Source organism: Pseudomonas sp. HB05, from assembly GCF_016756915.1.
GTDB classification, from domain to species: Bacteria; Pseudomonadota; Gammaproteobacteria; order Pseudomonadales; family Pseudomonadaceae; genus Aquipseudomonas; species Aquipseudomonas alvandae.
Genome location: NZ_JAESPG010000009.1, coordinates 1 through 24,973 on the forward strand (window position 1 = coordinate 1; position 24,973 = coordinate 24,973).

23 protein-coding genes and 1 rRNA gene are annotated in these 24,973 nt (G+C 61.5%); 9 read left to right on the plus strand and 15 right to left on the minus strand.

Annotated elements, in window-relative coordinates:
- Positions 1-79 (plus strand): 5S ribosomal RNA (gene rrf, locus JMN22_RS26820); the annotation flags it as partial.
- A 93-nt stretch (positions 80-172) separates the two neighbouring features.
- Here the strand turns inward: rrf and JMN22_RS10595 are convergent.
- The gene (locus JMN22_RS10595) at positions 173-574 is read right to left on the minus strand and encodes a lysozyme inhibitor LprI family protein (protein WP_030140852.1); all 402 of its coding nucleotides are present in this window, start codon (positions 572-574) and stop codon (positions 173-175) included.
- A gap of 121 nt (positions 575-695) precedes the next feature.
- Between JMN22_RS10595 and JMN22_RS10600 the strand changes: the two genes are divergently transcribed.
- Positions 696-1,154 (plus strand): SRPBCC family protein, encoded by a 459-nt coding sequence (locus tag JMN22_RS10600; protein ID WP_030140853.1) that lies wholly within the window; start codon positions 696-698, stop codon positions 1,152-1,154.
- Between the two features lie 510 nt (positions 1,155-1,664).
- Here JMN22_RS10600 and JMN22_RS10605 read toward each other — a convergent pair.
- A complete protein-coding gene (locus JMN22_RS10605) occupies positions 1,665-1,916 on the minus strand; it encodes a hypothetical protein (RefSeq protein ID WP_030140854.1) in 252 nt (83 codons plus the stop codon).
- 174 nt (positions 1,917-2,090) lie between these two features.
- On the minus strand, positions 2,091-3,038 hold the full coding sequence (locus tag JMN22_RS10610) for an AraC family transcriptional regulator (protein WP_198797606.1): 948 nt from the start codon (positions 3,036-3,038) through the stop codon (positions 2,091-2,093).
- A 199-nt stretch (positions 3,039-3,237) separates the two neighbouring features.
- Here JMN22_RS10610 and JMN22_RS10615 point away from each other — a divergent pair, with 199 nt between their 5' ends.
- Entirely contained in the window at positions 3,238-3,975 is a 738-nt protein-coding gene (locus tag JMN22_RS10615; RefSeq protein ID WP_198797605.1) for an SDR family oxidoreductase, read from the plus strand.
- A gap of 65 nt (positions 3,976-4,040) precedes the next feature.
- Here the strand turns inward: JMN22_RS10615 and inhA are convergent, their stop codons facing one another.
- Positions 4,041-4,727, minus strand: coding sequence for an isonitrile hydratase (gene inhA / locus JMN22_RS10620; protein ID WP_030140857.1), 687 nt, complete (start codon positions 4,725-4,727; stop codon positions 4,041-4,043).
- Positions 4,728-4,826: 99 nt separating this feature from the next.
- On the opposite strand from inhA, the gene JMN22_RS10625 reads away from it, so the two are divergent.
- Positions 4,827-5,813, plus strand: a complete 987-nt coding sequence (locus JMN22_RS10625) for a GlxA family transcriptional regulator (protein ID WP_030140858.1) — start codon at positions 4,827-4,829, stop codon at positions 5,811-5,813.
- On the opposite strand, the gene JMN22_RS10630 is transcribed toward JMN22_RS10625, so the two are convergent.
- From JMN22_RS10630 to JMN22_RS10645, 4 genes are all read right to left on the minus strand, one after another.
- Positions 5,782-6,684, minus strand: coding sequence for an alpha/beta fold hydrolase (locus JMN22_RS10630; RefSeq protein WP_198797604.1), 903 nt, complete (start codon positions 6,682-6,684; stop codon positions 5,782-5,784). The two genes, JMN22_RS10625 and JMN22_RS10630, sit on opposite strands and share 32 nt — an antisense overlap.
- Before the next feature lie 28 nt (positions 6,685-6,712).
- Positions 6,713-7,090, minus strand: a complete 378-nt coding sequence (locus tag JMN22_RS10635; RefSeq protein ID WP_198797603.1) for a hypothetical protein — start codon at positions 7,088-7,090, stop codon at positions 6,713-6,715.
- 159 nt (positions 7,091-7,249) lie between these two features.
- Entirely contained in the window at positions 7,250-9,073 is a 1,824-nt protein-coding gene (locus JMN22_RS10640; RefSeq protein ID WP_198797602.1) for a glycoside hydrolase family 15 protein, read from the minus strand.
- Positions 9,066-9,866 (minus strand): SDR family oxidoreductase, encoded by an 801-nt coding sequence (locus tag JMN22_RS10645; protein ID WP_198797601.1) that lies wholly within the window; start codon positions 9,864-9,866, stop codon positions 9,066-9,068. Before JMN22_RS10645 ends, JMN22_RS10640 begins: the two co-directional genes overlap by 8 nt.
- A gap of 157 nt (positions 9,867-10,023) precedes the next feature.
- Between JMN22_RS10645 and JMN22_RS10650 the strand changes: the two genes are divergently transcribed.
- Positions 10,024-11,196, plus strand: a complete 1,173-nt coding sequence (locus JMN22_RS10650) for an MFS transporter (RefSeq protein WP_030140863.1) — start codon at positions 10,024-10,026, stop codon at positions 11,194-11,196.
- A gap of 180 nt (positions 11,197-11,376) precedes the next feature.
- Here the strand turns inward: JMN22_RS10650 and JMN22_RS10655 are convergent, their stop codons facing one another.
- On the minus strand, positions 11,377-12,510 hold the full coding sequence (locus tag JMN22_RS10655) for a cupin-like domain-containing protein (protein WP_198797600.1): 1,134 nt from the start codon (positions 12,508-12,510) through the stop codon (positions 11,377-11,379).
- 202 nt (positions 12,511-12,712) lie between these two features.
- Here JMN22_RS10655 and JMN22_RS10660 point away from each other — a divergent pair, with 202 nt between their 5' ends.
- The gene (locus tag JMN22_RS10660) at positions 12,713-13,165 is read left to right on the plus strand and encodes a carbohydrate binding domain-containing protein (RefSeq protein WP_198797599.1); all 453 of its coding nucleotides are present in this window, start codon (positions 12,713-12,715) and stop codon (positions 13,163-13,165) included.
- A 134-nt stretch (positions 13,166-13,299) separates the two neighbouring features.
- On the opposite strand, the gene tam is transcribed toward JMN22_RS10660, so the two are convergent.
- Positions 13,300-14,070 carry a trans-aconitate 2-methyltransferase gene (gene tam, locus JMN22_RS10665; protein WP_198797598.1) on the minus strand — a complete coding sequence of 257 codons (771 nt, stop codon included), beginning with the start codon at positions 14,068-14,070 and terminating at the stop codon, positions 13,300-13,302.
- Positions 14,071-14,201: 131 nt separating this feature from the next.
- Between tam and JMN22_RS10670 the strand changes: the two genes are divergently transcribed.
- Positions 14,202-14,936, plus strand: coding sequence for a thioesterase II family protein (locus tag JMN22_RS10670; protein ID WP_198797597.1), 735 nt, complete (start codon positions 14,202-14,204; stop codon positions 14,934-14,936).
- 51 nt (positions 14,937-14,987) lie between these two features.
- Here the strand turns inward: JMN22_RS10670 and JMN22_RS10675 are convergent, their stop codons facing one another.
- The 4 genes from JMN22_RS10675 to JMN22_RS10690 form a co-directional block, all read right to left on the minus strand.
- Positions 14,988-16,658 carry a bifunctional protein-serine/threonine kinase/phosphatase gene (locus JMN22_RS10675; protein WP_198797596.1) on the minus strand — a complete coding sequence of 557 codons (1,671 nt, stop codon included), beginning with the start codon at positions 16,656-16,658 and terminating at the stop codon, positions 14,988-14,990.
- Positions 16,659-16,667: 9 nt separating this feature from the next.
- Complete coding sequence (locus JMN22_RS10680; protein ID WP_030140867.1) at positions 16,668-17,879, minus strand: nitrate/nitrite transporter; 1,212 nt, start codon at positions 17,877-17,879, stop codon at positions 16,668-16,670.
- 622 nt (positions 17,880-18,501) lie between these two features.
- On the minus strand, positions 18,502-19,077 hold the full coding sequence (locus JMN22_RS10685) for an ANTAR domain-containing response regulator (protein WP_025212689.1): 576 nt from the start codon (positions 19,075-19,077) through the stop codon (positions 18,502-18,504).
- Positions 19,078-19,091: 14 nt separating this feature from the next.
- The gene (locus JMN22_RS10690) at positions 19,092-20,303 is read right to left on the minus strand and encodes a CmpA/NrtA family ABC transporter substrate-binding protein (RefSeq protein WP_198797595.1); all 1,212 of its coding nucleotides are present in this window, start codon (positions 20,301-20,303) and stop codon (positions 19,092-19,094) included.
- 234 nt (positions 20,304-20,537) lie between these two features.
- On the opposite strand from JMN22_RS10690, the gene JMN22_RS10695 reads away from it, so the two are divergent.
- Positions 20,538-21,557: a quinone-dependent dihydroorotate dehydrogenase gene (locus JMN22_RS10695; RefSeq protein ID WP_198797594.1), complete on the plus strand. Its 1,020-nt coding sequence runs from the start codon at positions 20,538-20,540 to the stop codon at positions 21,555-21,557.
- A 306-nt stretch (positions 21,558-21,863) separates the two neighbouring features.
- Here the strand turns inward: JMN22_RS10695 and rmf are convergent, their stop codons facing one another.
- The gene (rmf, locus tag JMN22_RS10700; protein ID WP_003223300.1) at positions 21,864-22,079 is read right to left on the minus strand and encodes a ribosome modulation factor; all 216 of its coding nucleotides are present in this window, start codon (positions 22,077-22,079) and stop codon (positions 21,864-21,866) included.
- Positions 22,080-22,610: 531 nt separating this feature from the next.
- Between rmf and rlmKL the strand changes: the two genes are divergently transcribed.
- Positions 22,611-24,881 carry a bifunctional 23S rRNA (guanine(2069)-N(7))-methyltransferase RlmK/23S rRNA (guanine(2445)-N(2))-methyltransferase RlmL gene (rlmKL, locus tag JMN22_RS10705; RefSeq protein ID WP_198797593.1) on the plus strand — a complete coding sequence of 757 codons (2,271 nt, stop codon included), beginning with the start codon at positions 22,611-22,613 and terminating at the stop codon, positions 24,879-24,881.
- Positions 24,882-24,973 lie beyond the last annotated feature (92 nt).

Here is a 24,973-nt window from a genome sequence, read left to right on the forward strand (position 1 = left end):
TCCCGAACTCAGAAGTGAAACGATGCATCGCCGATGGTAGTGTGGGGTTTCCCCATGTGAGAGTAGGTCATCGTCAAGATTAAATTCCGAAACCCCTATCTGCTGACGCAGGTAGGGGTTTTGTTTTTGAGAAAAAAAGGGATGACCAGGTCATCCCTCCAATATCCATCCATCAAGCCTCGGGTACCGGGCAGCTCAAGTCTCCCTCCTTGCACTTTAGGTAGGTCTTGAGCGCCTCGACCCGTGCCTTCGTCAAGTTTGTAATGCACTCATCGTGAATCATGGGATAGACGCTACCGCCTTCGACTCCGGACGCGGAAAAGCTGCATTCAGCGTCACGGAATTCGATCCATGCACGTTGGGCCTTGACCAGCAACTGCTTGGCGTGGGCATTGTCCATCAAGCGTGCTGTGATTTGTTTGTACAAGCTGTTCAGTTCCTTGTCGGCAGCTTTGTTCTCCTGGGCTGCGCATTGATTCATATCACCTTGAGTGGTGGCATTGGCGCAAGCATCAGCCTGAACAGTGCTGATGAACAGCAGGGGAATCAGGGGAAGCAGCAAACGGGTGGACATTATCAATGTCTCCTTGAAGGGTGAAACTGGCGCGGGAATGTACCCAAGCGATGGTCCGATACAACTTTCCGGTTGGACTCGTGGTCTTACAAGCCTACTGTTGAACACAGGAGGTGACCCCATGCATTTATCCGATCGTATAGAAAGAAAGATCTTACTCAAGGCGCCGCGTTCACAAGTCTGGCGAGCCTTGGCCAATGCCGAGGTCTTTGGCCAATGGTTTGGCGTGAATCTGGTGGGTAAACGATTCGTTGCGGGGGAGCGGACCCAAGGAAAGATTACCTACCCTGGCTATGAGCACCTTACTTGGGATGTGGCGGTGGAGCGGGTCGAGCCCGAGCGGGTATTTTCGTTTCGTTGGCATCCTTATGCCATCCAGCCAGAGATGGATTATTCTTCGGAGTCCGAGACGCGCGTGCAATTCGAGCTTGAGGATATGAATGGAGGCACCCTGCTGAAGGTAGTGGAATCGGGATTCAACGATATCCCCGAGGCGCGCCGACTCAAGGCCTTCCGTATGGACAGTCGTGGCTGGGATGAGCAAATGGCTAATATTGAAGAGTTCTTGAACAAGGCATGAATTCCAGGTTGACGTTCCTCGGCAGGCGTGGGAAACGGTGGTATCCCAACGGTCCCCTTAAGAGGCTAAGGGTTTACGGAAGGGTGGGTATGGCGAATGTCTTACACGCGTTGGTTGCTATCTCTTCTATTCCACTTTGGATCCCACGCGTATTCTGACCCCATCCACTGAAGCACAGGGAGTGCTCAGGATCAGGGATGATCGGCCTTGCAAGGAAAGCTATCGACAGGGAGTCGTAATGGTCTTGGAAAAACCCGCTTCGGCGGGTTTTTTTTCGTCTGTTGAAAAGTTGTCGAAAACGCTACATGGCGAAAAACTTACACGCCATTGCTGCTTTATCGTCTTTGCCCTCGTACGCGACGGGACTAATCTATGTGCAACCGTTGAGTACAGGGAGTGCTCGGGGTCACGGATGATGGGACCAGGCATGGAGTGCCGGACAGGAGTCTAATAGGTCCTCAAAAACCCGCCTAGGCGGGTTTTTTTTTCGTCTGCAACAAAGTAGGTCTCTCATGCCAGACGTCGGGCCAGTACTCGATCCGAACCATCAGCAGCCAGTGCCTGCCCACCAGGGGTACGCTCCGAGCCATCAGCAGCCAGTGCGCGGCCACCGGCGGTACGCTCCGTACCGTCTGCTGCTACGGACTGCTGTTGATCAAGCGCTTGGGTAAAGAAGCGGTCCTGTTGCTGGCTTGGCAGGGCAACTGCCGTGGTGCTCAAGGCGAAGGCAATAATGGCGAGCGACGAATTGAAAGTTTTCATAGCATGACTCCGGTATCAATGGGGTGAGTGCCGGGTCGTTCAGATATCGAGATCTGCTGAACCCGTTGCAGCTGGACGGTTGTCTTACTGCATGGGTTCAGAATAAGAATGAGGAGGGGGACGTCGTTAGTCCGAAACTGCCTTGCGTTTGCCTGATCCTGTTTGCCTGTCGAATCAGGCGCTGCTGGCCTGTAATGCCATGGCTCGCAGACGAGCGATGTCTTTGCTGGGCGAGGCGCCAAATAAACGGCTGTACTCACGGCTGAACTGGGAAGGGCTTTCATAGCCCATCTTGTAGCCGATTGACGAAACGTCGCCGTTCTCGGCCAACAATAACCGTCGGGCTTCCTGCAGGCGCAGTTGTTTCTGGTATTGAAGCGGGCTCATGGCGGTCACGGCCTTGAAGCGATGATGCAGGGCCGAAGGGCTGAGATTGATCATTTGCGCCAGGCTCTCAATGCTCAACGGTTCGGCATAGTGGCTGTTGAGCCACTCGATGGCCCGGCTGATGCGGTGGGTCTGGGTGTCAGGAATCGCGATTTCATGCAGGCGCCGGCCTTGGGTACCGCGCAACAGTCGGTAGAAAATCTCCTGCTGGGCCAACGGCGCAAGGGTGGCGATGTCTTCCGGGCTGTCGAGCAACCGCAGCAAGCGCAGCATTGCGTCGAGCAAGGGTTCATCAATGCGATCCAGGAACAATCCACGATTGGCCCTTTCGGTCGGTACGCCGATGGGGCTGGCATCAGCGATCAATCTACAGATCTGGGCCGGATCAATGTCCAGGCGAATGCACAGGTACGGTTGCTCGGGACTGGCCTCGATCACTTGGCCGGCCAGAGGCAGCGTCACCGAGACTACCAAATAATTGAGCGGGTCATAGACATAGCGTTCATCCGCCAGCGTGACTTCTTTGCGCCCTTGGACAATGACGCAGAGCGCCGGCTTGTGTACGACATGCAGGGCTTCGGTGGGTTGGTCGCTGCGGATAAGGTGCAGCGCCTCGATGGCCGTGGCGTGAGCGCCATATTCCGGGGCGAAGCGCTTCATCAGGCTCGCCAGTTCGGCGCGACGCAGGTCTACGCGGTTATCGGGCGTGATGGTGATGGACGTGGATACCGACATGCCGATCAATCTCCCTGGCCAATTCAATGGATCGCGCTAGTAAAGCGGATTGCAGCCGCGACGGCCAGAGGCGTTATCGTTACAGGATCGTGCAAATGCGCAGGAGAATCCGGCTAACCGAAGCGCAGAGCGAATCCCTAATCTGGACCTGTCGAAACGCTCCACCCAGGAGCCAACACATCCAGACGAGGGATTCATCATGTCCGATATTCAGAACAAAGTCGTGGTCATCACTGGCGCTAGCAGCGGGATAGGTGAGGCGGCAGCACGCTTGCTGGCGGCCCGGGGGGCTTGCGTCGTATTGGGTGCCCGACGCGTGGACCGTTTGCAGACGCTCGTGCAAGAAATTGAGGCCGCTGGCCAGCGAGCCGCTTGCAAAGCCGTGGACGTGACCCGTCGCGATGACGTCCAGAACCTGATCGATTTCGCCGTCGAAAAATTCGGCCGACTCGATGTGATCATCAATAACGCCGGCGTCATGCCCCTCTCCAAGCTCGAGGCCCTCAAAGTCGATGAGTGGGACCGGATGATCGACGTCAACATCCGCGGCGTCCTCCATGGTATTGCCGCAGGCCTGCCACTGATGCAGCGCCAACGCAGCGGCCAGTTCATCAATATTGCCTCCATCGGTGCCTACGCGGTCAGCCCAACGGCCGCGGTTTACTGCGCCACGAAATTTGCCGTGCGGGCCATTTCCGAAGGCCTGCGCCAGGAGGTGGGTGGAGACGTTCGCGTAACGGTAATTTCCCCGGGCGTCACCGAATCGGAACTGGCCGAGAGTATTTCCGACGAAGGCGGACGCGCCGAGATGCGCGAGTTCCGCAGGATCGCCATCCCCGCTGAGGCCATTGCCCGGGCCATTGCCTACGCCATCGAACAGCCGGCGGACGTGGACGTCAGTGAGCTGGTGGTACGGCCAACGGCCAGCCCGTACTGAGGCGTACCGGTTCGACATCCGTTTCAGCCAGGCAGAACATCCGCTTGCCTGGCTGAAATTTACCGCTACGCCTTTTCCAACCGCGCCGCAGCCCGCTGAGTGATCTGCGAACGCACCCGGAGCGACTCCGCCGAGCGCCGGTTGGCCTCTTCCAGCACTTTAGCTGGCGCAGTGTCCGGACTCCCTGAGACAAACGGCGGGGCGGGGGCGTACTCAAGCTGCAATTGCACGAGCTCGGCGGTGTCCCGGTCGAACAGTTCTGCCGCCAGGGTCAGGGCAAAGTCGATGCCCGCCGTGATGCCACCGCCCGTGAACAGATTGCCATCGCGTACCACGCGGTCCTTGATGGGGGTCGCGCCCAACGGTTGCAGCAGGCTGTGGAAAGCCCAATGGGTGGTGGCGCGCTTGCCGCGCAACAAACCCGCCGCGCCGAGTACCAGCGAACCGGTGCACACCGAGGTGATGTACTTGGCGTGGGCTGCCTGGCGCTTAATGAAAGCCAGGGTCTGCTCGTCTTCCATCAGCGGACCGACGCCGCTGCCGCCGGGGACGCAGATCACGTCGAGCGTCGGGCAATCTTCGAACGTAGTGGTCGGCAGCAAGACCAGCCCGGTGCTGGCGGTAACGGGTGCCAGGTCTTTCCAGATCAGGTGGACTTTCACGTCGGGCAGGGAGGCCAGCACGTCATAAGGGCCGGTGAGATCCAGTTGCTGCACCTGGGGGAATAACAGAAAACCAATCTGCAATGTCATGTCGCTTTCTCCTGTGGATGGTCCCCGAGGGGTGGACGGTTTCACTGTAGGCTCGTAGGATCTGGCGTATTCGCCAATCAGCCCACGAATCACGCCAATATGCCAAATACGCCGAAATCCATTCATGTGCTGGCCTTTGCCAACGTTCAGGTGCTGGACGTCACAGGGCCCTTGCAGGTGTTCGCGTCGGCCAACGATCTGGCCCGTGCGCAAGGCTTGCCGATGCCGTATGCGCCGACCGTCGTCGCTGCCGGTGGCGGGGCGGTGATGTCTTCGGCAGGGTTGGCGCTGATGGCCGATCCGCTCCCCGACGAAGACAGCGACACGTTGTTGATCGCCGGTGGTTGGGGCGTATACGAAGCCGCCGAGGATCCGGCCCTGGTGGCCTGGGTCAAACACCAAGGAGTGCGCTCGCGAAGGGTCGCGTCAGTGTGTACCGGCGCGTTCCTGTTGGCGGCAAGTGGTTGGCTGGACGGGCGCCGGGTGGCGACTCACTGGACCCGCTGCGAACAACTGGCCAAGCAACACCCGCAATTGCAAGTCGAACCCAATCCAATTTTCATCAAGGACGGCTCGGTCTGGACGTCGGCCGGGGTCACGGCCGGGATCGACCTCGCACTGGCGTTGGTCGAAGAGGACCTTGGTCGGGCGATGGCCCTGGAGGTTGCGCGGCACTTGGTGGTGTTTCTCAAGCGCCCTGGTGGGCAATCGCAGTTCAGCGCTACCTTGGCGCTACAAAAACAGGGCGGTCGCTTTGATAAATTACATGCCTGGATCGCCGAGCACCTGACGCGGGACCTGGGCTTGTCGAGCCTGGCTGCCGAGGCGGGCATGAGTGAACGCAGTTTTGTCCGTCATTACCGCGCCGAGACCGGCCAGACCCCGGCCCGCGCCGTGGAACTGATCCGCGTCGAGACCGCCCGCCGCCTGCTTGCCGACAGCGCGGTGCCGGTCAAGCGCGTCGCCCTGCAATGTGGCTTCGGTAGCGAAGAAACCCTGCGCCGCAGCTTTTTGCGAGCCGTGGGCGTGACGCCCCAGGCCTATCGGGAGCGATTCAACGCTCAAGCAGATCCAGTAACGCCTTGACCGTAGCCTCGGGGGCTTCCTGAGGAATGTTATGGCCGACGCCGGCTAGCACGCGGCGTTCGTAGTGCCCGGTAAAATGCCCGGCATCTTCGTCGTGTTCGGACGGCGGTCCCACACCATCATCGGCCCCGCGCAGGGAAATGCTCGGCACGCTGATGGCCGGTTGCGCCGCCAGTTGCTCCTCCATCCACTTAAGCGTCGGATCTCCCGGCGCGTACATGAAGCGATGCCGGTAGGAATGAATCACCACGTCGACAAAGTCCGGGTTCTCGAATGACGGGGCGGTGAGCGGATACAGCTCGGCGCCGCGTTTCCAGGTTGGCGACCAGAGGCGCCAGAGCAATTGGCACAGTTCACGCCGATTCTGCGTCAGGCCTTCGACGCCCCGGGCGGTGTGAAAGTAATACTGGTACCACAGGCGATGTTCATCTTCGGGACCCAGCGGTTGGGTCGAGCCAGGAATGTCCTGCACGATATAGCCGTCGCCCGCGACCAGGCAGCGCACGCGTTCGGGCCACAGGGCGGCGACGATGCAGGCGGCGCGGCCTCCCCAGTCATAGCCGCACAGCGCCGCTTGGGGAATGTCGAGCGCGTGCATCAGGTCCAGCAGGTCCTGGGCCAACGCCGCCTGTTGCCCGGAGCGGGCGATGGCTGGGTTGTTGAACCGGGTTGGGCCGTAGCCGCGCAGGTACGGCACGATGACTCGATAGCCGCGTTGGGCCAGGGCCGGGGCAACTTCATCGAAGGTACGCGGATCATAGGGGAAGCCGTGCAGCAGGATGATCGGGTCGCCGCTGGCAGGGCCGTGTTCTTCGTAGGCGATGCGCAGCAGTGGCGTCACCGCGAAATTGACCTTGGGCGCAGATATCATGTCGGTCTCCGGCTTCAATCGGTTGGGGTCAGGCGGGCTCCTGGTTCAGGTATTTGGCCCGGTCCGGTGTGAACGTCACGACCATGTTCGTGCTGGAGCAGGTCAGGGTGCGCTCCTGGGTCAGGTCGATGTCGAGGTCTTCGCCGCGCAGGCCCTGCCATTGGGCCAGGTACTTGAGACAACCGAACTTGGCGGTTTTCTTCAGGCTGCGGCTGACTCCGCCTTTCCAACCCAGCACCGGCAGTTCACCGGCCAAACAGCGTTGCGCCAGTTCGGGGAACCTCGCCGCCCGGTCGCGACCGATTTCCCAGCATTTGATAAGGCCCTTGTCCTGTTCGTCCCAGAGTTCTTCGCGGGTCAGCCCTGATCGGGGCTCGGTGATGATTGAGCGTTTGATATGGGTCATGTCGGGTCCTTGAATCGGGTTTTAGGGCAGCTCCGCTGCACCCTTGCGTGCATCGATCTTAGGAGAGGGATGCGGGGCTGGCAACCTGGCACAGGCATAAGGATGAAATGTGGACGGTCGCCACAAAAGGAACATTTCCACTACTAGTCCGAGCGCAGCTCACGGCTGCCAATGATTTTTCTCTCCACTCAACTTGCGATCCAGGAAGGTCGCCGCGCTGATCAGCGCCAAATGGCTCAACGCCTGGGGAAGATTGCCGAGGTGATAACCGTGGCTGTCGAATTCCTCGGCATACAATCCCAGCGGATTGGCGTAGCGCAGCAACTGCTCGAATTCCAGTTGGGCTTTTTCCACGCGGCCGGCGCGGGCCAGGCATTCGACGTACCAGAACGAGCAAGCGACGAATGAGCCTTCGGTGCCGATGAGACCGTCGATGGGGTCGTCGTCGGTGCGGTAGCGATAGACCATACCGTCGCGCACCAGGTCCTTTTCGATGGCGTCCAGCGTCGACAACCAGCGCGGATCACGGGCGCTGACGAAGCGCACCAGCGGCATCAACAGCATCGAGCCGTCGAGGGCGGTGCTGCCCAGGCGCTGGACGAAATGCTGATGCTCGTCGTTCCAGAAGTTCGTCCAGATGTCTTCGTAGATGGCCTGGCGCGTCTCATCCCAGCGGGCGAACGGGGCGGGCAGGGAGCGTTTGCTTGCCAGGCGAATGGCGCGGTCCACGGCGACCCAGCACATCAGCCGCGAATGCAAAAAATGCTGCTCCTCGCCGCGCATTTCCCAGATGCCGACATCCTTGTCCTGCCAGATCGTGCACACCTGGTCCACCACATCGACCGTGTGTTTCCAGCCCTGATGGGAAATGGCTTCGCCGTATTTGTTGACCAGGTACACCGCGTCCATCAACTCACCGAAGATGTCCAACTGCACTTGCTCGTACGCCAGGTTGCCGATGCGCACCGGCCGCGCGTTGCCGTAGCCGCTCAGGTGTGTCAGTTCGGTTTCGGGCAGCTCAAGCCGACCGTCCAGGCCGTAGAGGATGTTGAGTTTGGTCGGTTGATCGCGGCAGTCGCTGACCCGGCCACGCAGCCAGCGCATGTAGGCGTTGGCTTCATCGACAAAGCCCAGGCGCATGAATGCGTAGACGGTGAACGAGGCGTCGCGGATCCAGGTGTAGCGGTAATCCCAATTGCGCTCGCCACCGCGTGTTTCCGGCAGGCCGAAGGTGGCGGCGGCGAGGATGGCGCCTTGTTTACGTGACGTCAGCAGTTTCAGCGCCAGCGCGGAGCGGTTGACCATTTCTCGCCAGCGACCGCGGTAGTTGGATTGGCTGATCCAGCCGCGCCAGAACGCCAGGGTTCGCTCCAGGCACAGCGTGCTGGTGTTATCCACCAGGCGCGTGTCGTCGATGCCTCCGAGAAGAAACTCCGCCGTCTGGCCTTGCGCCAGGGTGAACTCGGCCACCGCCGCCTGGCCGTCCAGCGTCATGTGCTGGTCGGCGCACAGGCGCAGGCTCGGTTGTTGCGCGGCCTCGAAGATGACGTGGTCGCCGTCCTGGCGCGCCGTGGTCGCGGCACGGGAATAGTCATGGCGCACCGCGCAACGCATGCGAAATGTCGCACTGCCGACCGTCATGCGCACCCGCCGCATCAGCACAGGCAGGTCATCCTCGCTGTCGCCGATGGGCAGCAGGTCGGTAATCTCCACCACAACGCCGTCGCTTAGCCAGCGGGTCTGCAGGACGTTGGTGTCGGGTAGGTAGATTTGCTGGCGACGGGCGTCTGGCAAGTCCGGCGCGAGTTGGAAGATACCGGCCTCGGCGGTGTCCAGCAGCGAACAGAAGATCGACGGGCTGTCGAATTCCGGCCAGCAGAAAAAATCTACGCTGCCACGATCGTTGACCAGCGCGGCAGTGCGCATGTCGCCAATGATCCCGTGGTTCTCGATGGGGCTTTGCGGTTCGTCATGATCAGCCATTGCCGCGGAACCCCGGATAGAGGCTCATTCCGCCATCGATGAACAGCGTGGTGCCCACGACATAATCGGACAAATCCGACGCCAGCCAGACCACCGCGTTGGCGACATCTTCCACATCGCCGACCCGACCGTAGGGGATGAGCTCCAGGATTTTCTGCTCATTGTCGCCCTCCATGGCCTCCCGGTTGATCGCCGTGCGGATGGCGCCGGGGGCGATGCTATTGATGCGGATGCGCTGGTGACTGGTTTCCTGGGCCAGGGTCTGCATGAGCTGGTCGATGCCGCCCTTGGATGCTGCGTAGTTGACGTGGCCGGCCCAGGGAATGCGCTGGTGCACCGAACTCATATGGATGATCTTGCCAGCGGCGCGGGACACGCCTTGGCGAATGCCCTGGCGGTTGAAGATTCGCAGGGCGGCGCGGGCGCAGAGGAACTGGCCGGTGAGATTGACGCCGATGACGGTGTTCCAGTCGTCCAGGCTCATGTCGACGGCGGCAGCGTCTTTTTGCAGGCCGGAGTTGGCGACGAGAATGTCCAGCGTACCGAAGGCGTCGAGGGCCTGGGCGAACAAGCGTTCAACGTCCTGCTCCTTCGACACGTCGGCGCCGATGGCGATGGCGCGGCCGCCACTGTCGTTGATCTCGCGGGCCAGCTCTTCGGCCGGGCCGGCGCTGGAATGGTAGTTGAGGACCACGGCGGCACCGGCCGCCGCCAGCGCCTTTGCCGAGCCAGCGCCAATGCCGGAGCTGGCGCCGGTCACCAAGGCTACTTGTCGGGCGAGGGAAATCTGCATGGGTAGCACCTTGAACTGAGGGCCTTACTTGCTGACTGGCGCCACGTGCCGAGAGTTCATTTGCGGGAAACAGTCTTCACATTTCACCCACAGTTTTGCGCTTTCCCCGGCCCGGTCGTTTATGGCAAGTTGCAGGCCCTTGTTGAGGCCGCGTCCCATGGCAAACCCCTATCGTGAATTGTTCACAGCCCCCGGCAGCCGCGGCTTCGTGCTGGCGGGGATGGTCGCGCGCATGCCCATATCAATGACCGGCATCGGCCTGATCACCATGCTTGCGCAACTCAAGGGCGGCTATGGATTGGCCGGCGCGGTGGCGGCAACGTTTGCCTTGGCGACCGCGTTCTGCGCGCCCCAGGTGTCGCGGCTGGTGGACCGTTTCGGCCAGGGGCGGGTGTTGCCGGTGTCAGCGTTGCTGGGCGGCGGGGCGTTGTTGATGCTGTTGTTGTGCACGCGATTGCAGGCGCCCCATTGGACGCTGTTCCTGTTCGCCGCGCTGGCCGGTTGCATGCCGAGTATGTCGGCGATGGTGCGGGCGCGCTGGACCGAGGTGTATCGCGGCCAGCCGCAATTGCGCACCGCTTATGCGCTGGAGTCGGTGCTGGACGAGGTCTGCTTCATCGTAGGGCCGCCGTTGTCGGTGGGTTTGTGCGTGGTGGCGTTTCCCGAGGCGGGGCCGCTGGCCTCGGTGTTGCTGCTGGCGATCGGCGTCACGGCGTTTGTCCTGCAGCGTGGCACCGAGCCGCCGGTGCATCCGCACCAGGCGCATCATCAGGGCTCGATCATTGGTTCAGTCGATGTGCTTTTGCTGCTGTCGTTGATGGTCGCCATGGGTGTCATCGTCGGGGTGGTGGACGTGGTCAGCGTCGCGTTCGCCCAGCAGCAGGGGCAGCCCGCGGCGGCGAGCATCGTGCTGTCGGTCTATGCGATCGGTTCGTGCCTGGCCGGGCTGGCGTTCGGCGCGCTGCGCTCGAAACTGCCATTGCCGCGGCTGTTCCTGTATGGCGGCGTAGCGACGGCAGTCACCACGCTGCCGTTGCTGTTGGCGAGCAATATCCTCGGCTTGTCCCTGGCCGTGTTCGTCGCCGGGTTGTTCTTCGCGCCGACGCTGATCGTCGCCATGGCCCTGGTGGAGCGTATCGTGCCGCCGGCCCGGCTGACCGAAGGCCTGACCTGGCTGGTGACCGGCCTGAGCATCGGCGTGGCGATCGGCGCGGCCGGTTCGGGGTGGCTGGTGGATACGTTTGGCGCACGCAGTGGGTTCTGGCTGGCGATTGCGGCCGGGGCGGTGGTGCTTGGGTCGGCGGTGCAGAGTTATCGCCAGCAAAGGTGAGCGCAAAGCGCTGTGGCGAGGGGATTTAGCGAAACGTCGCACCGCCCCGCTGGACTGCGCAGCAGTCCCAACCCTTCTACTTGATATACATCAAGCTAAACGCGTTGTCCTTTTGAGGGGCTGCTACGCAGCCCAACGGGGATAAATCCCCTCGCCACAAGGTCGGCTCCGCTAGTGTTGTCACCAACCCCGCCCCGAATTCACCCAGAAATTCACCGACAGCGAGGTGGACACCGACTCCACCTGGTGAAACCAACCCTCCGGCAAAAACAGCAGGTCCCCGGCCTCCAGCGTCACCCGCATGAACGTCACGTCCCGGGCGCTGGGGAAACGCTCGTAGTCCGGCGCGTCCGGGTTGAAATCACAGCCGTCCAATCCGCCTTGGGGCGCGGTCGACCAGGTGCCCAGTGCCTCGCGGTGATGGGGCGCGGCGAGGGTGAAGGTTTTCTGGCCCCAGACCTGGGCGAACAGGTTGTCGGTGTCGTCGCGGTGCAGCGGCGTGAGGGTGCCCTTGGGGCCGATCCAGATGCGCGGCGGAATGAACAGCGACGGATCGAAATAGGGCGGATATTTGATCAGCTCCATCAACTGCGCCGGCAAGATATTGTTGCCCATGTAGGCCGGTGGTTCGCCGTCGGCGCGCTTGGGCGCCGGGCTGTCGAGGGAGGCGATGAAGTCCGCCATGGAGGTGGAGCGAAAGTCCCGCTCGGTGGAAAAGGTCTTCTTCGTATAATCGCCATGGCGGGTGATGCCTTGCAGCTTGGCGAAATGCACCAGGGTTTCTTCCCGGCTGAGCTTGAACAAGGGCCAGTCCTGCAGCGCATCGCTGATGATCACTGGGATGCCATGGGGCAGATAGCGCGCCTGGAAGTCTTGCACCGATAGCTTGCTGCGCGGCTGACGCTCGATGCTGCGTTGGATTGGCCGGCTGGCGGTGAGGGTTTCGCTGAAGCGCGATGGGGTGGGGTAGCGCTTGTTCATGTCGACCTTTTCCACCGGCCGATTGCCGTGGCGCGCATGGTCGATGATCTGCGGCAATAACGTCGCCAGGCCCATGTTGCCGCCGATCTTCAGGCGACCGCTGGCGAACAGTTCCTCGACGTTGGCCAGGCCGGCCATGATCCCGAGAAAGTCCGTTTCCGCCACTTCGATGGTCACGTCGGGGCTGGCGTGGCGGCCAGCCTGGGTGTGGCTGCTGGCCTTGACCTCGGACCAGAACGCCTGGTGCGGGCCGAACACGAATTGGAAAACGCCTTCGATGCCAACGGCGCCGGCATTGGCGAACAGCTTGCCCAGGATGGTTTGCAGGTCCACGGCGATCACTCTTGCGGGTTTTGGTCTTAGCAGGTAACGAGGGCCTGGATCAGAAATTTAGCCCTCGCCACCCGACCATCGCCTAAGTAAATGACTCTCTGGCCATCCGTCGGGAAAGGCCCCGTACCTGTAAAGTTTGACAGTAGCCAGTAATTCAGGAACGGGATTGAATAACACTTCAATACACAGAGGACGTTCAACCATGACTACTTCAAAAGCAACCGGAATAAATAAACTCGATCACTATACTGATTTTTCAGGTCGAAACACCAACGGTTGGGTGTTAGTGCAAAACGCATCCATCAAAGAGGGGCAAAAGGGTAACTATTACTGTGAACTGGTCGCGGTTGGTAAATTTCCCAGATTGGCTCATACAGGAATTTCTTTCGCCTTAGGTAAAAGTTATGAGATGAGCGTTCTGGCTCGAGGAACCTCTGAAACTTATGGGCGTGCGTATCTGGCTATGACTGTCTATGGCGCTGCAGAAGAAGGGAACGAAAACTTTAAAGTAACACCTCATTGGGAGACCTATAAGTTCACGTTTACTATGACGAGTGAGGACGCGGGTGCTGGAGAAATCTGGATCCGTCAAGCACTTGTTGATTTTGGCGATCCAATTGTTGATGTTGATAATATTCATATTCGAGAGCTTTAGCAGTTCTACGTGTTTGTAATTCTTTAACTTGTTTGAGATTAGAGCTGGGAATGGTTTCGCACTATTCTCAGTTCTTTTTCCTTTTGTTGCGACCGGTTCGGCCTGGTGTTTTGTCCTCATTCCCGACCATCGCCCTAGCGCGTCGCGACGATGAACAACCTTGGAAACGGCAGCAGGACCGAGCCATCGTCCAGGGCTGGATACGCCTGTTCGATGGCCTTGTGGTACTGCGTCAGATAGTCCTCGCGTTGCGCTTCGTCCAGGGGTTCGAGGAACGGACGCAGGCCGCTGCCCTTGAACCATTCCACGATTCCCGAGGCACCACCGGCCAGCGGATGGTGGTAGGTGGTGCGCCACACGTCGACGCGAGTGCAATGGGGTTTGAGAATCTTGAAATAGGTGGCGGCATCCTCCACCTCGGTCCGCGAATCAGCCGCGCCGGCCAGTTGGCTGGCCCAAGGGCCGTTGGCGGCGATGTCCCGCATCAAGCGGTGGGACGGCTGGTGCAGGGTGTCGGGCATCTGGATCGCCAGGCTGCCACCTGGCTTGAGCTTGTCCACCAGCGATGGCAGCAGGGTGGCGTGGTCCGGCAGCCATTGCAGCACGGCGTTGGCGAAGATCACGTCGAAGGGGCCGTTTTCGTTCCAGCGGCCGATGTCGGCCGTGTCGAATGACACGTTGGGCAAGCGCTTGCGGGCGGCTTCGACCATATCGGCGGAACTGTCGAGGCCACGCACCGTTGCGCCGGGAAAATGGTCCACCAACAATTCGGTGGAGTTGCCGGGGCCGCAGCCCAGGTCGATCACCTGGCGCGCCTGCATTTGCGGGATCGCTGCCAGCAGATCGCGGGACGGGCGGGTGCGTTCCTGTTCGAAAGCAACATATTGTTGGGCGGACCAGCTCATTGTGTTCTCCTTGGGCAGACCAAAGCCATGGGGCGGACATTATAAGCCGCATCCGGACGTGGGGCCGGTGACTAATTTTCCACGGCCCGGCCTCGTTATTCTTTTTATACAAACGATCGGAGAAAACCGCAGTGACCCAACTGACCCTGCTGTGCCTGCCATATTCAGGCGCCAGTGCGATGGTTTACAGCCGCTGGCGGCGCAAGGTGCCACAGTGGCTGACGGTGCAACCGGTGGAATTGCCGGGGCGCGGGGCGCGTTTTGCCGAGCCGCTGCACACCGACATGGGGCCATTGGCGAAGCAACTGGCACGGGAGCTGTACCCGACGCTCCGGGCTCCTTACGCCCTGTTCGGCCACAGCCTGGGGGCTTTGCTGGCCTGCGAGCTCGCCCATGCCCTGCGCGAGCTGGGTTGCCCGGAACCGGTGGCGCTGTTTGCCTCGGGCACTGCGGCGCCGACGATGCGCGCCGATTACGATCGCGGCTTCGCCGAGCCGAAAACCGATGCGGAACTGATCGACCAGTTGCGCACCCTCAATGGCACCAGCGAAGAGGTGTTGGCCAACGAAGAACTGATGGCCCTGACCTTGCCCGTGCTGCGGGCGGATTTCCTGCTCTGCGGGCGCTACCAACCCAAGCTCCGATCACCGCTGAACTGCCCCGTGCATGTGCTCGGCGGCGCGGCCGACAAGGCCACCACGGAACAACTGATTGGCTGGAGCAGGGAAACCTGCGGCAGTTTCTCCGTGGACATGCTCGCGGGCGGGCATTTCTTTATCCATGAACACGAAGCCCGGGTGCTGCGGCTGATCAAGGATCAGTTGAGCATGCATCATCGCCGGCATGGCCTGGCGATCAGTGCTTGAGCTGATTTCCAGGCTTGCCGCAAGACAATCCCTTGCGGGGAGCGACCGATTTCAGCCGTGGAATACCAGGAACAACAGCACGATATTCACGACCAGCGACACCAGCGCCAACGTTCGCCAGACCTTCAGCGGTTCTCTCTCCAGCAGGGGCCGGGGCCTTACGCTCAAGCTGCGGCGCTCGCCCTGTTCCAGCAACAGCAACCATTCCTCGGCGGTTTCAAAGCGCTGGCCCGGGTCCGCCGCGACGGCACGTTCGAGGCTTTGGCCAAGCCATTCGGCCAGGTCCGGTCGATAGCGGCTGGCGCTGACCGGCACACCAAAGCGCGGGCGTTGGAAGGCTTCGACTTCACCGTAGGGATAGTGCCCGGTCAGCAGGAAATACAAGGTCACGCCGACCGAGTACAAATCCTGTTGAGCAGTCGGCGCGGCACCGCCGAAGGCTTCCGGGGCAATGTAGCTGGGCGTGCCAGGCAGAACGTTGGCCTGGTCCTCGGACAAGCCTGGGCAATACGCCAGGCCAAAATCCAATAGGCGAAGTTCGCCGTCGTCGCCCAGGTGCAGGTTTTCCGGCTTGATGTCGCGGTGGTAGATCTGCCGTCGATGCAACAGGCCCACCGCCCGCACCAGCCGTTGTGCCAAGTCCTGCCATTGCGCCAGGGGCAGCGTGCCGGTCCGGTCGAACATCTCGGCCAGGGTCATGCCCGAATATTCGCGCATCACGTAGTACAGATGCTGGCGCTGGGGCACGCCATGCACTTCGGGAAATTGCCTGCCGGCGACTCGCTTGAGAAACCATTCTTCCGACAACAAGGCCTGCCCAGCCCGGGAATCGTCCCGCAGTTGCGCGGGCAGGGTCTTCAGCAGCCAGGGCTGGCCTTGGCCGTCGTGGACCCGGTAAAGCAAGGATTGCTGGCTCTGGCCGAGCAAACTTTCGATCTGCCAACCCTCGAAGGCCTGGCCGGGCTTCAGCGTCGGCGGCAACGGCCACTGCTGGAGCTGGATCAACGCATCGCCGATGCTGGCTTCGCCCAAGGCATCGACGCGCACCAGCAACGCACTGGCGTTGTCCTGGCTGCCGGCCAGATGGGCGGCGTTCACCAGTGTCTGGGCCGCGAGTTCGAGGTCTGGCTGGTCGCGCAGAATGCCGGCGATGGCGGTGTCGCCGAGTACTGCCCACACGCCGTCACTGAGCAGCACGAAGGTCTCGTCCTCGCGCAGTTCCCCGTCGAGGAAATCCAGGATCAGGTGTTGATCCAGCCCCAGCGCGCGCTTGAGCACATGTTGCATGCCCTGTTGTTCCCAGACGTGATCTTCGCTGATCCGTTGCAGATGATCGGCTTGCCAACGGTAGACCCGGCAATCACCGACATGGGCCAGGGTGAAGCGCCGGCCCCGCAGCACCAGCGCGCTGACGGTGGTGAGCAGCGGTTGCCCGCCACCGTTGGCTTGCAACCAGCGGTTCTGTGCCAGTAACAGCCGGTCCAGCGCCTGGGCCACGCCCCAGGTTTGCGGCGTGGAGTAGTAATCCAAGGCCAGCGCTTGCAAGGTCGAGCGGGCGGCCAATCCGCCATCGGCGCATTGGCTCACGCCGTCGGCGATGGCGAACAGATAACCCTTGCTGGCGGCCAAGGCCGGGGCGGGGGTGACCAGGCGCAGGGCGTCCTGGTTTTCTTCCCGGGGGCCGATGGCGCTGGCCTCGGCGAAGCTCAATTGCAGGCTCATGGTGGGCTGTTATACCCGAGCAGCGGTGACGGCGGCCGAACCCCAAGTGGTTCTCCAGCGACGCTTGACGCCATGCAGGCCGAACCAGGCCAGGACACCGAGGCTGGCGAACAACCACAACGCCAGTTGATAGCTGCCGGTGCTCTGCTTGATCGCACCCATGCCCGCCGCCAGGGCGAAGCCGCCGATGCCGCCGGCCATGCCGATCAAACCAGTCATCACGCCGATTTCGCGACGGAAACGTTGTGGCACCAGTTGGAATACCGCACCGTTGCCTGCACCCAGGCCGAGCATGGTGCACACGAAAAGTGCCAGCGCCGCGTAGGAACTCGGCAGGTTGAAACCCACGGCAGCGATGCAGATAGCCGCCACGGTGTACATGCCCAGCAGGGTGCGGATGCCGCCGAAACGGTCTGCCAAGGCGCCGCCCAGTGGGCGCATCAGGCTGCCACCGAAGACGCAGGCGGCGGTGTAGTAGCCGGCGGTGACCGGGCTCAGGCCGTATTGGTCGTTGAAGTAGCCGGGCAGGGCGCTGGCCAGGCCGATGAAGCCGCCGAAGGTCACACTGTAGAAAAACATGAACCACCAGCTGTCGCGATCGCCCAGGGCCTTGAGGTAATCGGCCATGGATTTGGCCTTGGGGCGCTCGGGGGCGTTCTTGGCCATCAAGCTGAAGGCGATCAGGGTCAGGACCAGCGGGATCAGCGCGAAGCCGAACACGTTGGTCCAGCCGAACGACACCGCGAGGATCGGCGCGGCCAAGGCGGCGAACACGGTGCCCGAGTTACCGGCCCCGGCGATGCCCATGGCCTTGCCCTGATGTTGCGGCGGGTACCACTGGGACGCCAATGGCAGTGCCACGGCGAACGAGGCCCCGGCCATGCCCAGGAACAGCCCCAGCAGCAGCGCTTGTTCATAGCTGTGGATGCCGAGTTTCCAGGCACAGAACAAGGCACCGATCACGATGACCTGGCCGATCATGCCGGCGGTCTTGGGTGACAGGCGGTCGGCCAGCAACCCCATGAACAGGCGCAACACCGCGCCGGCCAGAATGGGCGTCGCCACCATCAAGCCACGTTGTTGGGTGCTCAAATGCAAATCGGCGGAGATTTGCACCGCCATCGGGCCGAGCAGGTACCAGACCATGAAGCTCAGGTCGAAATAGAGGAAGGCCGCGAACAGTGTCGGGGTATGGCCGGATTTCCAGAAGCTTGAATTCATCGCGCACCTCAGCTGTAAAAGTCTCGAGAAATGAGTCAGTGCTTTGAGCAGTGCGCCGCCTGTGGTCGCACCACCGGTCCCGCAGGACCAAAACAAAAAAACGCCGCAACCCGGATTGCTGGAGGGCAATGGGGTATGCGACGTCTTTGTCGTAGGTGGGGCAACCGCCGTTGGTTACCTGTGGGGTGGGTTAAGCGAGATCTGTGCCAACCTGATAATTCGGGGCGAGCCCTTCGCGAGCGGGCTCGCTCCCACAGTGGATTTGTGGCGTTCATAAATATGAAGTCCACTCCGGACTTCCTGTGGGAGCGAGCTTGCTCGCGAAGACGGTGGGTCAGTCGATATCGATGTTGAACGTTAGATCGCCATCGCGAGCAAGCTCGCTCCCACAGTTGATTTGTGGTGCGACAAATATGAAGTCCACCCCGGGACTTCCTGTGGGAGCGAGCTTGCTCGCGATGACGGTGGGTCAGTCGATATCGATGTTGAACATTAGATCGCAATCGCGAGCAAGCTCGCTCCCACAGTTGATTTGTGGTGCGACAAATATGAAGTCCACCCCGGGGCTCCCTGTGGGAGCGAGCCTGCTCGCGATGGCGGCAGGCCCTGCGCTACAAGGCTTTCAGCCCAGCAGCTCATTCATGGCAATGATCTGCTCCGCCACCTGGATGAGCTTCTGCTGGCGGCTCATGGCCTGGCGGCGCATCAGGGTGTAGGCCTGTTCCTCGTTGCACTCCTTCATCTTCATGAGCATGCCCTTGGCCAGTTCGATGCGCTTGCGTTCGGCCAGTTGCTGGTCCCGGGCCAGGAGTTGGGCGCGCAGGGCCTGGTCGCTTTCGAAGCGGGCCATGGCGACGTCGAGGATCGGTTGCAGGCGCGCGGCATGGATGCCTTCGACGATGTAGGCGCTGACGCCCGACTTGATCGCCTGGCGCATTACATCCGGGTCGTGCTCGTCGGTAAACATGACGATCGGTCGCGGCTGGTCACGACTGACCAGCACCACTTGCTCCATCACATCGCGTCCGGGTGACTCGGTATCGATCAGGATCACGTCCGGACGCACTGTTTCGACGCGCGCCGGCAGGTCGATGGTCAGGCCGGATTCGTCGATCACTTCGAAGCCGGCTTCAATCAGGGCCGCTTTCAGGCGACCGACTTTTTTCGCGGTGTCGTTGATCAGCAGGATACGCAGCATGGTCGTGGCTCCTGTCAGCGGCTGGCGAGAAGGGGAGCCGCATCGCTCAAGGCGTGCAGTTTGAAGCTGCGGGCGTACCCGGCCGGATCAGTGCCGTCCCAGGTGGTGCCGTCGATCAGTTGGCTGCTACGCATGTCCTGGCCTGGGGAGATTACGCCCAGCGCCGCGGCGGCTTCACGGTACAACTTGAGCTGCTGGACCTGGCGCGCGACGGCCAGGTAGTCCGGGTCTTCACGCAGCAGGCCCCAGCGACGGAACTGGGTCATGAACCACATGCCATCGGACAAGTATGGCAGGTTCACCTCGCCGCCTCCGTGGAAGCGCATGGCATGGGGGTCCTGCCAACTGTTGCCCAAGCCGTCGGCATAGATGCCCAGCAAGCGCGGCTCGATGCAGTCCAGCGGCGCGTCGAGGTATTCGGGTGCGCTCAACAGTTGTGCGGTGCTGCGACGGTTTTCAGTGCTTTGCTCGATGAAGCGGCTTGCTTCCAGGATCGCCATTACCAGCGCCCGGGCGGTATTGGGGTATTGCTCGACGAACGCGCGGGTGCAGCCGAGGACCTTTTCCGGGTGGTCGGGCCAGATGGTCTGGGTGGTCGCCAGGGTAAAACCGAGGTTTTGCTTTACCGCACTGGCGCACCAGGGCTCGCCCACGCAAAAACCGTCGATGCGCCCGGCTTGCAGGTGAGCGACCATCTGCGGCGGTGGTACCACGACGCTGTCGACATCCGATAGCGGATGGATGCCCTGGGCCGCGAGCCAGTAATAGAGCCACATGGCATGGGTGCCGGTGGGGAAGGTCTGGGCGAAGGTCAGTTTCGGGCGAGTTTGGTGCACGTGCCGTTCCAGTGCTTCAGGACTGGTCACGCCTTGGGCCTGGAGGCCGTGGGAGAGGTTGATGCTCTGGCCGTTCTGGTTCAACCCCATCAGCACGGCCATGTCCGTCGGTGCGACGCCGCCAATGCCCAGATGCACTGCGTAGATCAAGCCATAGAGGCTGTGGGCGGCATCGATTTCACCGCTGACCAGCTTGTCCCGCAGGTTGGCCCAGGATGCCTGGCGCTTGAGATTCAGGGTCAGGCCGTAGGGTTGGGCGAAGCCTTGGGTGGCGGCCACCACCACCGGGGCGCAGTCGCTCAAGGCCATGAAGCCGAGGTTGATCGCGCTCTTCTCCGGGGCATCGCTGCCATTGACCCAGGCCAGGGGCGTGGCTGGAACTTCATTCATCGATATCACCTTCCACATGAAAAGGCGCCGTGTCCTGGCCAGGAGAGGCCGGACGCCGACGCCGTTGTCCTTTGAAACAGTGCGGCACTCATTCCGTCGTTGGCATGGGGCGCTGATGACCAAAAAGGTGCAAGGCATATGCCAGCGCTGCGGTTTTGTGCGAGCGCCTCGCTTGCGACGCCGTTGCGCGGCTATAATCGCCGCCTCATTTCGTCGCCCGAGTCAAAGCCGCCCATGTACACCCTGGCCCGTGAACTGCTGTTCAAATTCTCCCCGGAAACCTCCCATGACCTGTCCCTGGACTTGATCGGCGCGGGCGGGCGCTTGGGCCTTAACGGTCTGCTGTGCAAGGCCCCGGCGAAACTTCCGGTGACGGTCATGGGGCTGGAGTTTCCCAACCCGGTCGGGCTGGCGGCGGGCCTGGACAAGAATGGCGCGGCCATCGACGGCTTTGCGCAATTGGGTTTCGGCTTCGTGGAAATTGGCACCGTGACGCCGCGACCGCAGCCGGGCAACCCCAAGCCACGACTGTTCCGTCTGCCCCAGGCCGAGGCGATCATCAATCGCATGGGCTTCAACAACCTGGGCGTTGATCACCTGCTGGCCCGTGTCGCGGCAGCCAAGTACAAGGGCGTGCTGGGCATCAACATCGGCAAGAACTTCGACACCCCGGTGGAGCGCGCCGTGGACGATTACCTGATCTGCCTGGACAAGGTCTACGCCCACGCCAGCTATATCACCGTCAACGTCAGTTCACCGAACACCCCGGGGCTGCGAAGCCTGCAGTTCGGTGATTCGCTCAAGCAACTGCTGGCCGACCTGGCCCGGCGCCGTGCGGAGCTGGCGGTCACCCATGGCCGACATGTGCCGCTGGCGATCAAGATTGCCCCGGACATGAGCGACGAGGAAACCGTCCAGGTAGCCCAGGCGCTGATCGAGACTGGCATGGACGCGGTGATCGCCACCAACACCACGCTGGGCCGTGAAGGTGTCGAAGGGTTGGAGCATGGCGACGAGGCGGGCGGCTTGTCTGGCGCGCCGGTGCGTGACAAGAGCACCCACACCGTAAAAGTCCTGGCGGGTGAATTGGCGGGACGTTTGCCGATCATCGCGGCGGGCGGGATTACCGAAGGTCGGCACGCCGCCGAGAAGATCACCGCCGGGGCGAGCCTGGTGCAGGTTTATTCGGGGTTCATCTACAAGGGGCCAGCGTTGATTCGCGAGTCGGTGGATGCGATTGCGGCGTTGGGGTGATTCCTAAGGTTGGTGAGGTCCATTTGTGGCGAGGGGATTTATCCCCGCTGGGCGTGAAGCGGCCCCTGTAAGCTGCTCTCGGTGTGTCAGGTTTATTGTGTGATCTTTTTGGGGTTGCTGCGCAGCCCAGCGGGGATAAATCCCCTCGCCACAGCAGTGTTTGCAGCTCAAGTCCAAGAAACCCGGGCATTAAAAAGGGCTCCTCGAAGGAGCCCCCTGGGCCGCAGCCCGCCGTCCGGATGGGACGTGCGTGGTTAAATCGGTTTGGATGTCAGATTGTCGAGTTCTTGAGTAATAGGCCCTGTGTCAGCCGACGGCGTGAAGTTCGTTGAGTCTGTGGATACCCGCAGTGCCGGTCATACCGTCCCAGTTGTCGCCGCGTCCTTCCCGCCAGCCATTGATCCAGGCTTGACGTACCGACGGTAGAGTAAAGGGGCAAAGCTCACGGGATTTACCACCAACGCCATATTGGTAACCGCGTAAAAAAGCTCTTTCCAACGGATCACGCTTAAGTCTTCTCATAGGGTGTTGCCCTCACTTGTTGACTGTTGCTTAGCGTCGACCTCTATCGAGGCCGGGGCAGAATCATTCTGCCGTTGGTGGCTCGTTGCCGGCGTGACGAGCCAAGGTGTTGACGCCGTTGCGACGTCAACCTGTGGTGAGTTCTAACCAAAGCGTCACACGGATGGAATGATCGTTTTGTCATAAGCACGTAACAATAAAGATGTTAGTGCGATAAGTAACACGATGTTCGACGCCCGCTTTTGAGCAAGACCCCTGTATGATCAGCCCTGCGCTGAAAGGCGGTCGCCGGAAACGAATGAGAATGTCCCCCTGTTGCACTCGGGCACTATTCGACGAAAGGGACGACTTTTCACAATTTGTTGCACAGAATTTTTTATCTGTCCTCGCATCTAAGCTCTTTGAACCTGAGCGGTGGGGACGGAGCGGCACACTTTCGTGCCACGCGGGTGCTCTTGAGAAAAGCACCTGATTGAACCCGGCCCGGCAATGCGTTGCCCGGCCCACTTAGCCAAAGGCTCTGGAAATCCCATGTCCGACCGTTTTGAACTCTTCCTCACTTGCCCCAAGGGCCTCGAAGGCCTGCTTCTTGAGGAAGCCGTCGGGCTTGGCCTTGAAGAGGCGCGAGAGCATACCTCGGCCGTTCGCGGCAGCGCTGACATGGAGACGGCCTATCGGCTCTGCCTCTGGTCCCGCCTGGCCAACCGCGTGTTGCTGGTGCTCAAGCGCTTCCCGATGAAGGATGCCGAAGACCTTTACCACGGTGTGCTGGATGTCGACTGGCAAGACCACATGCTCGCCGACGGCACCCTGGCGGTGGAGTTCAGCGGCCACGGCTCGGGCATCGACAACACCCATTTCGGCGCCTTGAAGGTCAAGGACGCCATTGTCGACAAACTGCGTACGCCGTCGGGCGAGCGCCCGTCCATCGACAAGCTCAACCCGGACCTGCGCATCCACCTGCGCCTGGACCGCGGCGAAGCGATCCTCTCCCTGGACCTTTCCGGCCACAGCCTGCACCAGCGCGGTTATCGCCTGCAGCAAGGCGCCGCGCCGCTGAAGGAAAACCTCGCCGCCGCGATCCTGATCCGCGCCGGTTGGCCGCGCATTGCCGCCGAAGGCGGGGCGCTGGCCGACCCGATGTGCGGCGTCGGCACATTCCTGGTGGAAGCCGGCATGATCGCCGCCGACATGGCGCCGAACCTGCGTCGCCAGCAATGGGGCTTTACCGCCTGGCTCGGCCATGTGCCGGCGTTGTGGAAGAAGCTTCATGAAGAAGCCTCTGAACGCGCCGCTGCCGGGCTGGCCAAGCCGCCGTTGTGGATCCGCGGCTACGAGGCCGATCCACGGCTGATCCAGCCGGGTCGCAACAACGTCGAGCGCGCGGGCCTGAGCGAGTGGATCAAGATCTACCAGGGCGAAGTCGCCACCTTCGAGCCGCGCCCGGACCAGAACCAGAAAGGCCTGGTGATCTGCAACCCTCCGTATGGCGAACGCCTGGGCGATGAAGCCAGCCTGCTTTATCTCTACCAGAACCTCGGCGAACGCCTGCGCCAGGCCTGCCTGAACTGGGAGGCCGCGGTGTTCACCGGCGCGCCGGACCTGGGCAAGCGCATGGGCATTCGCAGCCACAAGCAGTATTCGTTCTGGAACGGCGCCTTGCCCTGCAAGCTGCTGTTGATCAAGGTGTTGCCGGATCAGTTCGTCACGGGCGAGCGTCGGACCCCGGAGCAACGCCAGGCCGAGCGTGAGCAATCCGCCTACGACCAGACCCCGGATGTCCCGCAGGAGCGTCAGTACAACAAGAACGGCAACCCGATCAAGCCAGCGCCGGCACCGGCCCCCGTGGTCGAGCAGGCGCGCCTGAGCGAAGGCGGGCAGATGTTCGCCAATCGCCTGCAGAAAAACCTCAAGCTGCTGAGCAAGTGGGCCAAGCGTGAAGGCGTGGACTGCTATCGCGTCTACGATGCCGACATGCCGGAATACTCGATGGCCATCGACCTGTACCACGATTGGGTTCACGTGCAGGAGTACGTCGCGCCGAAGTCCATCGATCCGGAAAAGGCCTCGGCCCGCTTGTTCGATGCGCTGGCGGCGATTCCCCAGGCCTTGAACGTCGACAAGAGCCGCGTCGTCATCAAGCGCCGCGAGCGCCAGAGCGGCACCAAGCAGTACGAGCGCCAGAGCGCCCAGGGCAAGTTCACCGAAGTCAACGAAGGCGGCGTGAAGCTGCTCGTCAACCTCACGGATTACCTCGACACCGGGCTGTTTCTCGATCACCGGCCCATGCGTCTGCGAATCCAGAAAGAAGCGGCCGGCAAGCGCTTCCTCAACCTGTTCTGCTACACCGCGACCGCCAGCGTCCACGCTGCCAAGGGCGGTGCCCGCAACACTACCAGCGTCGATTTGTCGAAAACCTACCTCGATTGGGCGCGGCGCAACCTGTCGCTCAATGGCTTTTCCGACAAGAACCGCCTGGAGCAGGGTGACGTGATGGCGTGGCTGGAAGCCAGCCGTGACGAATACGACCTGATCTTCATCGATCCGCCGACCTTCTCCAACTCCAAGCGCATGGAAGGCGTGTTCGACGTGCAGCGCGATCACGTCCAGTTGCTGGACCTGGCCATGGCGCGCCTGGCGCCGGGCGGCGTGTTGTATTTCTCCAACAACTTCCGCAAGTTCCAACTCGAAGAGAACCTGACCGAGCGTTACGCGGTGGAGGAAATCACCGCGAAGACCATCGATCCGGATTTTGCCCGAAACAGCAAGATTCACCGCGCATGGAAAATCACGGCACGCTGATTTTGCTGATTGGATCCACCCAGGCCTTGAAATTCAAGGCTTTCGGGTGTTTTGGGGGCTGGCTAAAGTAGTGGCATATAGCTATAACTTAG

Bases quoted from the DNA above. Each gene is read 5' to 3' on its own strand.
- JMN22_RS10680 (WP_030140867.1), bottom strand. From the start codon at position 17,879: ATGAATTCAAGCTTCTGGAAATCCGGCCATACCCCGACACTGTTCGCG.
- JMN22_RS10625 (WP_030140858.1), top strand. From the start codon at position 4,827: ATGCCAAATACGCCGAAATCCATTCATGTGCTGGCCTTTGCCAACGTT.
- JMN22_RS10695 (WP_198797594.1), top strand. From the start codon at position 20,538: ATGTACACCCTGGCCCGTGAACTGCTGTTCAAATTCTCCCCGGAAACC.
- JMN22_RS10605 (WP_030140854.1), bottom strand. From the start codon at position 1,916: ATGAAAACTTTCAATTCGTCGCTCGCCATTATTGCCTTCGCCTTGAGC.
- JMN22_RS10675 (WP_198797596.1), bottom strand. From the start codon at position 16,658: ATGAGCCTGCAATTGAGCTTCGCCGAGGCCAGCGCCATCGGCCCCCGG.
- JMN22_RS10660 (WP_198797599.1), top strand. From the start codon at position 12,713: ATGACTACTTCAAAAGCAACCGGAATAAATAAACTCGATCACTATACT.
- inhA (WP_030140857.1), bottom strand. From the start codon at position 4,727: ATGACATTGCAGATTGGTTTTCTGTTATTCCCCCAGGTGCAGCAACTG.
- JMN22_RS10615 (WP_198797605.1), top strand. From the start codon at position 3,238: ATGTCCGATATTCAGAACAAAGTCGTGGTCATCACTGGCGCTAGCAGC.
- rmf (WP_003223300.1), bottom strand. From the start codon at position 22,079: ATGAGAAGACTTAAGCGTGATCCGTTGGAAAGAGCTTTTTTACGCGGT.
- JMN22_RS10685 (WP_025212689.1), bottom strand. From the start codon at position 19,077: ATGCTGCGTATCCTGCTGATCAACGACACCGCGAAAAAAGTCGGTCGC.
- tam (WP_198797598.1), bottom strand. From the start codon at position 14,070: ATGAGCTGGTCCGCCCAACAATATGTTGCTTTCGAACAGGAACGCACC.
- JMN22_RS10650 (WP_030140863.1), top strand. From the start codon at position 10,024: ATGGCAAACCCCTATCGTGAATTGTTCACAGCCCCCGGCAGCCGCGGC.
- JMN22_RS10630 (WP_198797604.1), bottom strand. From the start codon at position 6,684: ATGATATCTGCGCCCAAGGTCAATTTCGCGGTGACGCCACTGCTGCGC.
- JMN22_RS10595 (WP_030140852.1), bottom strand. From the start codon at position 574: ATGTCCACCCGTTTGCTGCTTCCCCTGATTCCCCTGCTGTTCATCAGC.
- JMN22_RS10600 (WP_030140853.1), top strand. From the start codon at position 696: ATGCATTTATCCGATCGTATAGAAAGAAAGATCTTACTCAAGGCGCCG.
- JMN22_RS10640 (WP_198797602.1), bottom strand. From the start codon at position 9,073: ATGGCTGATCATGACGAACCGCAAAGCCCCATCGAGAACCACGGGATC.
- JMN22_RS10610 (WP_198797606.1), bottom strand. From the start codon at position 3,038: ATGTCGGTATCCACGTCCATCACCATCACGCCCGATAACCGCGTAGAC.
- JMN22_RS10690 (WP_198797595.1), bottom strand. From the start codon at position 20,303: ATGAATGAAGTTCCAGCCACGCCCCTGGCCTGGGTCAATGGCAGCGAT.
- JMN22_RS10635 (WP_198797603.1), bottom strand. From the start codon at position 7,090: ATGACCCATATCAAACGCTCAATCATCACCGAGCCCCGATCAGGGCTG.
- JMN22_RS10645 (WP_198797601.1), bottom strand. From the start codon at position 9,866: ATGCAGATTTCCCTCGCCCGACAAGTAGCCTTGGTGACCGGCGCCAGC.
- rlmKL (WP_198797593.1), top strand. From the start codon at position 22,611: ATGTCCGACCGTTTTGAACTCTTCCTCACTTGCCCCAAGGGCCTCGAA.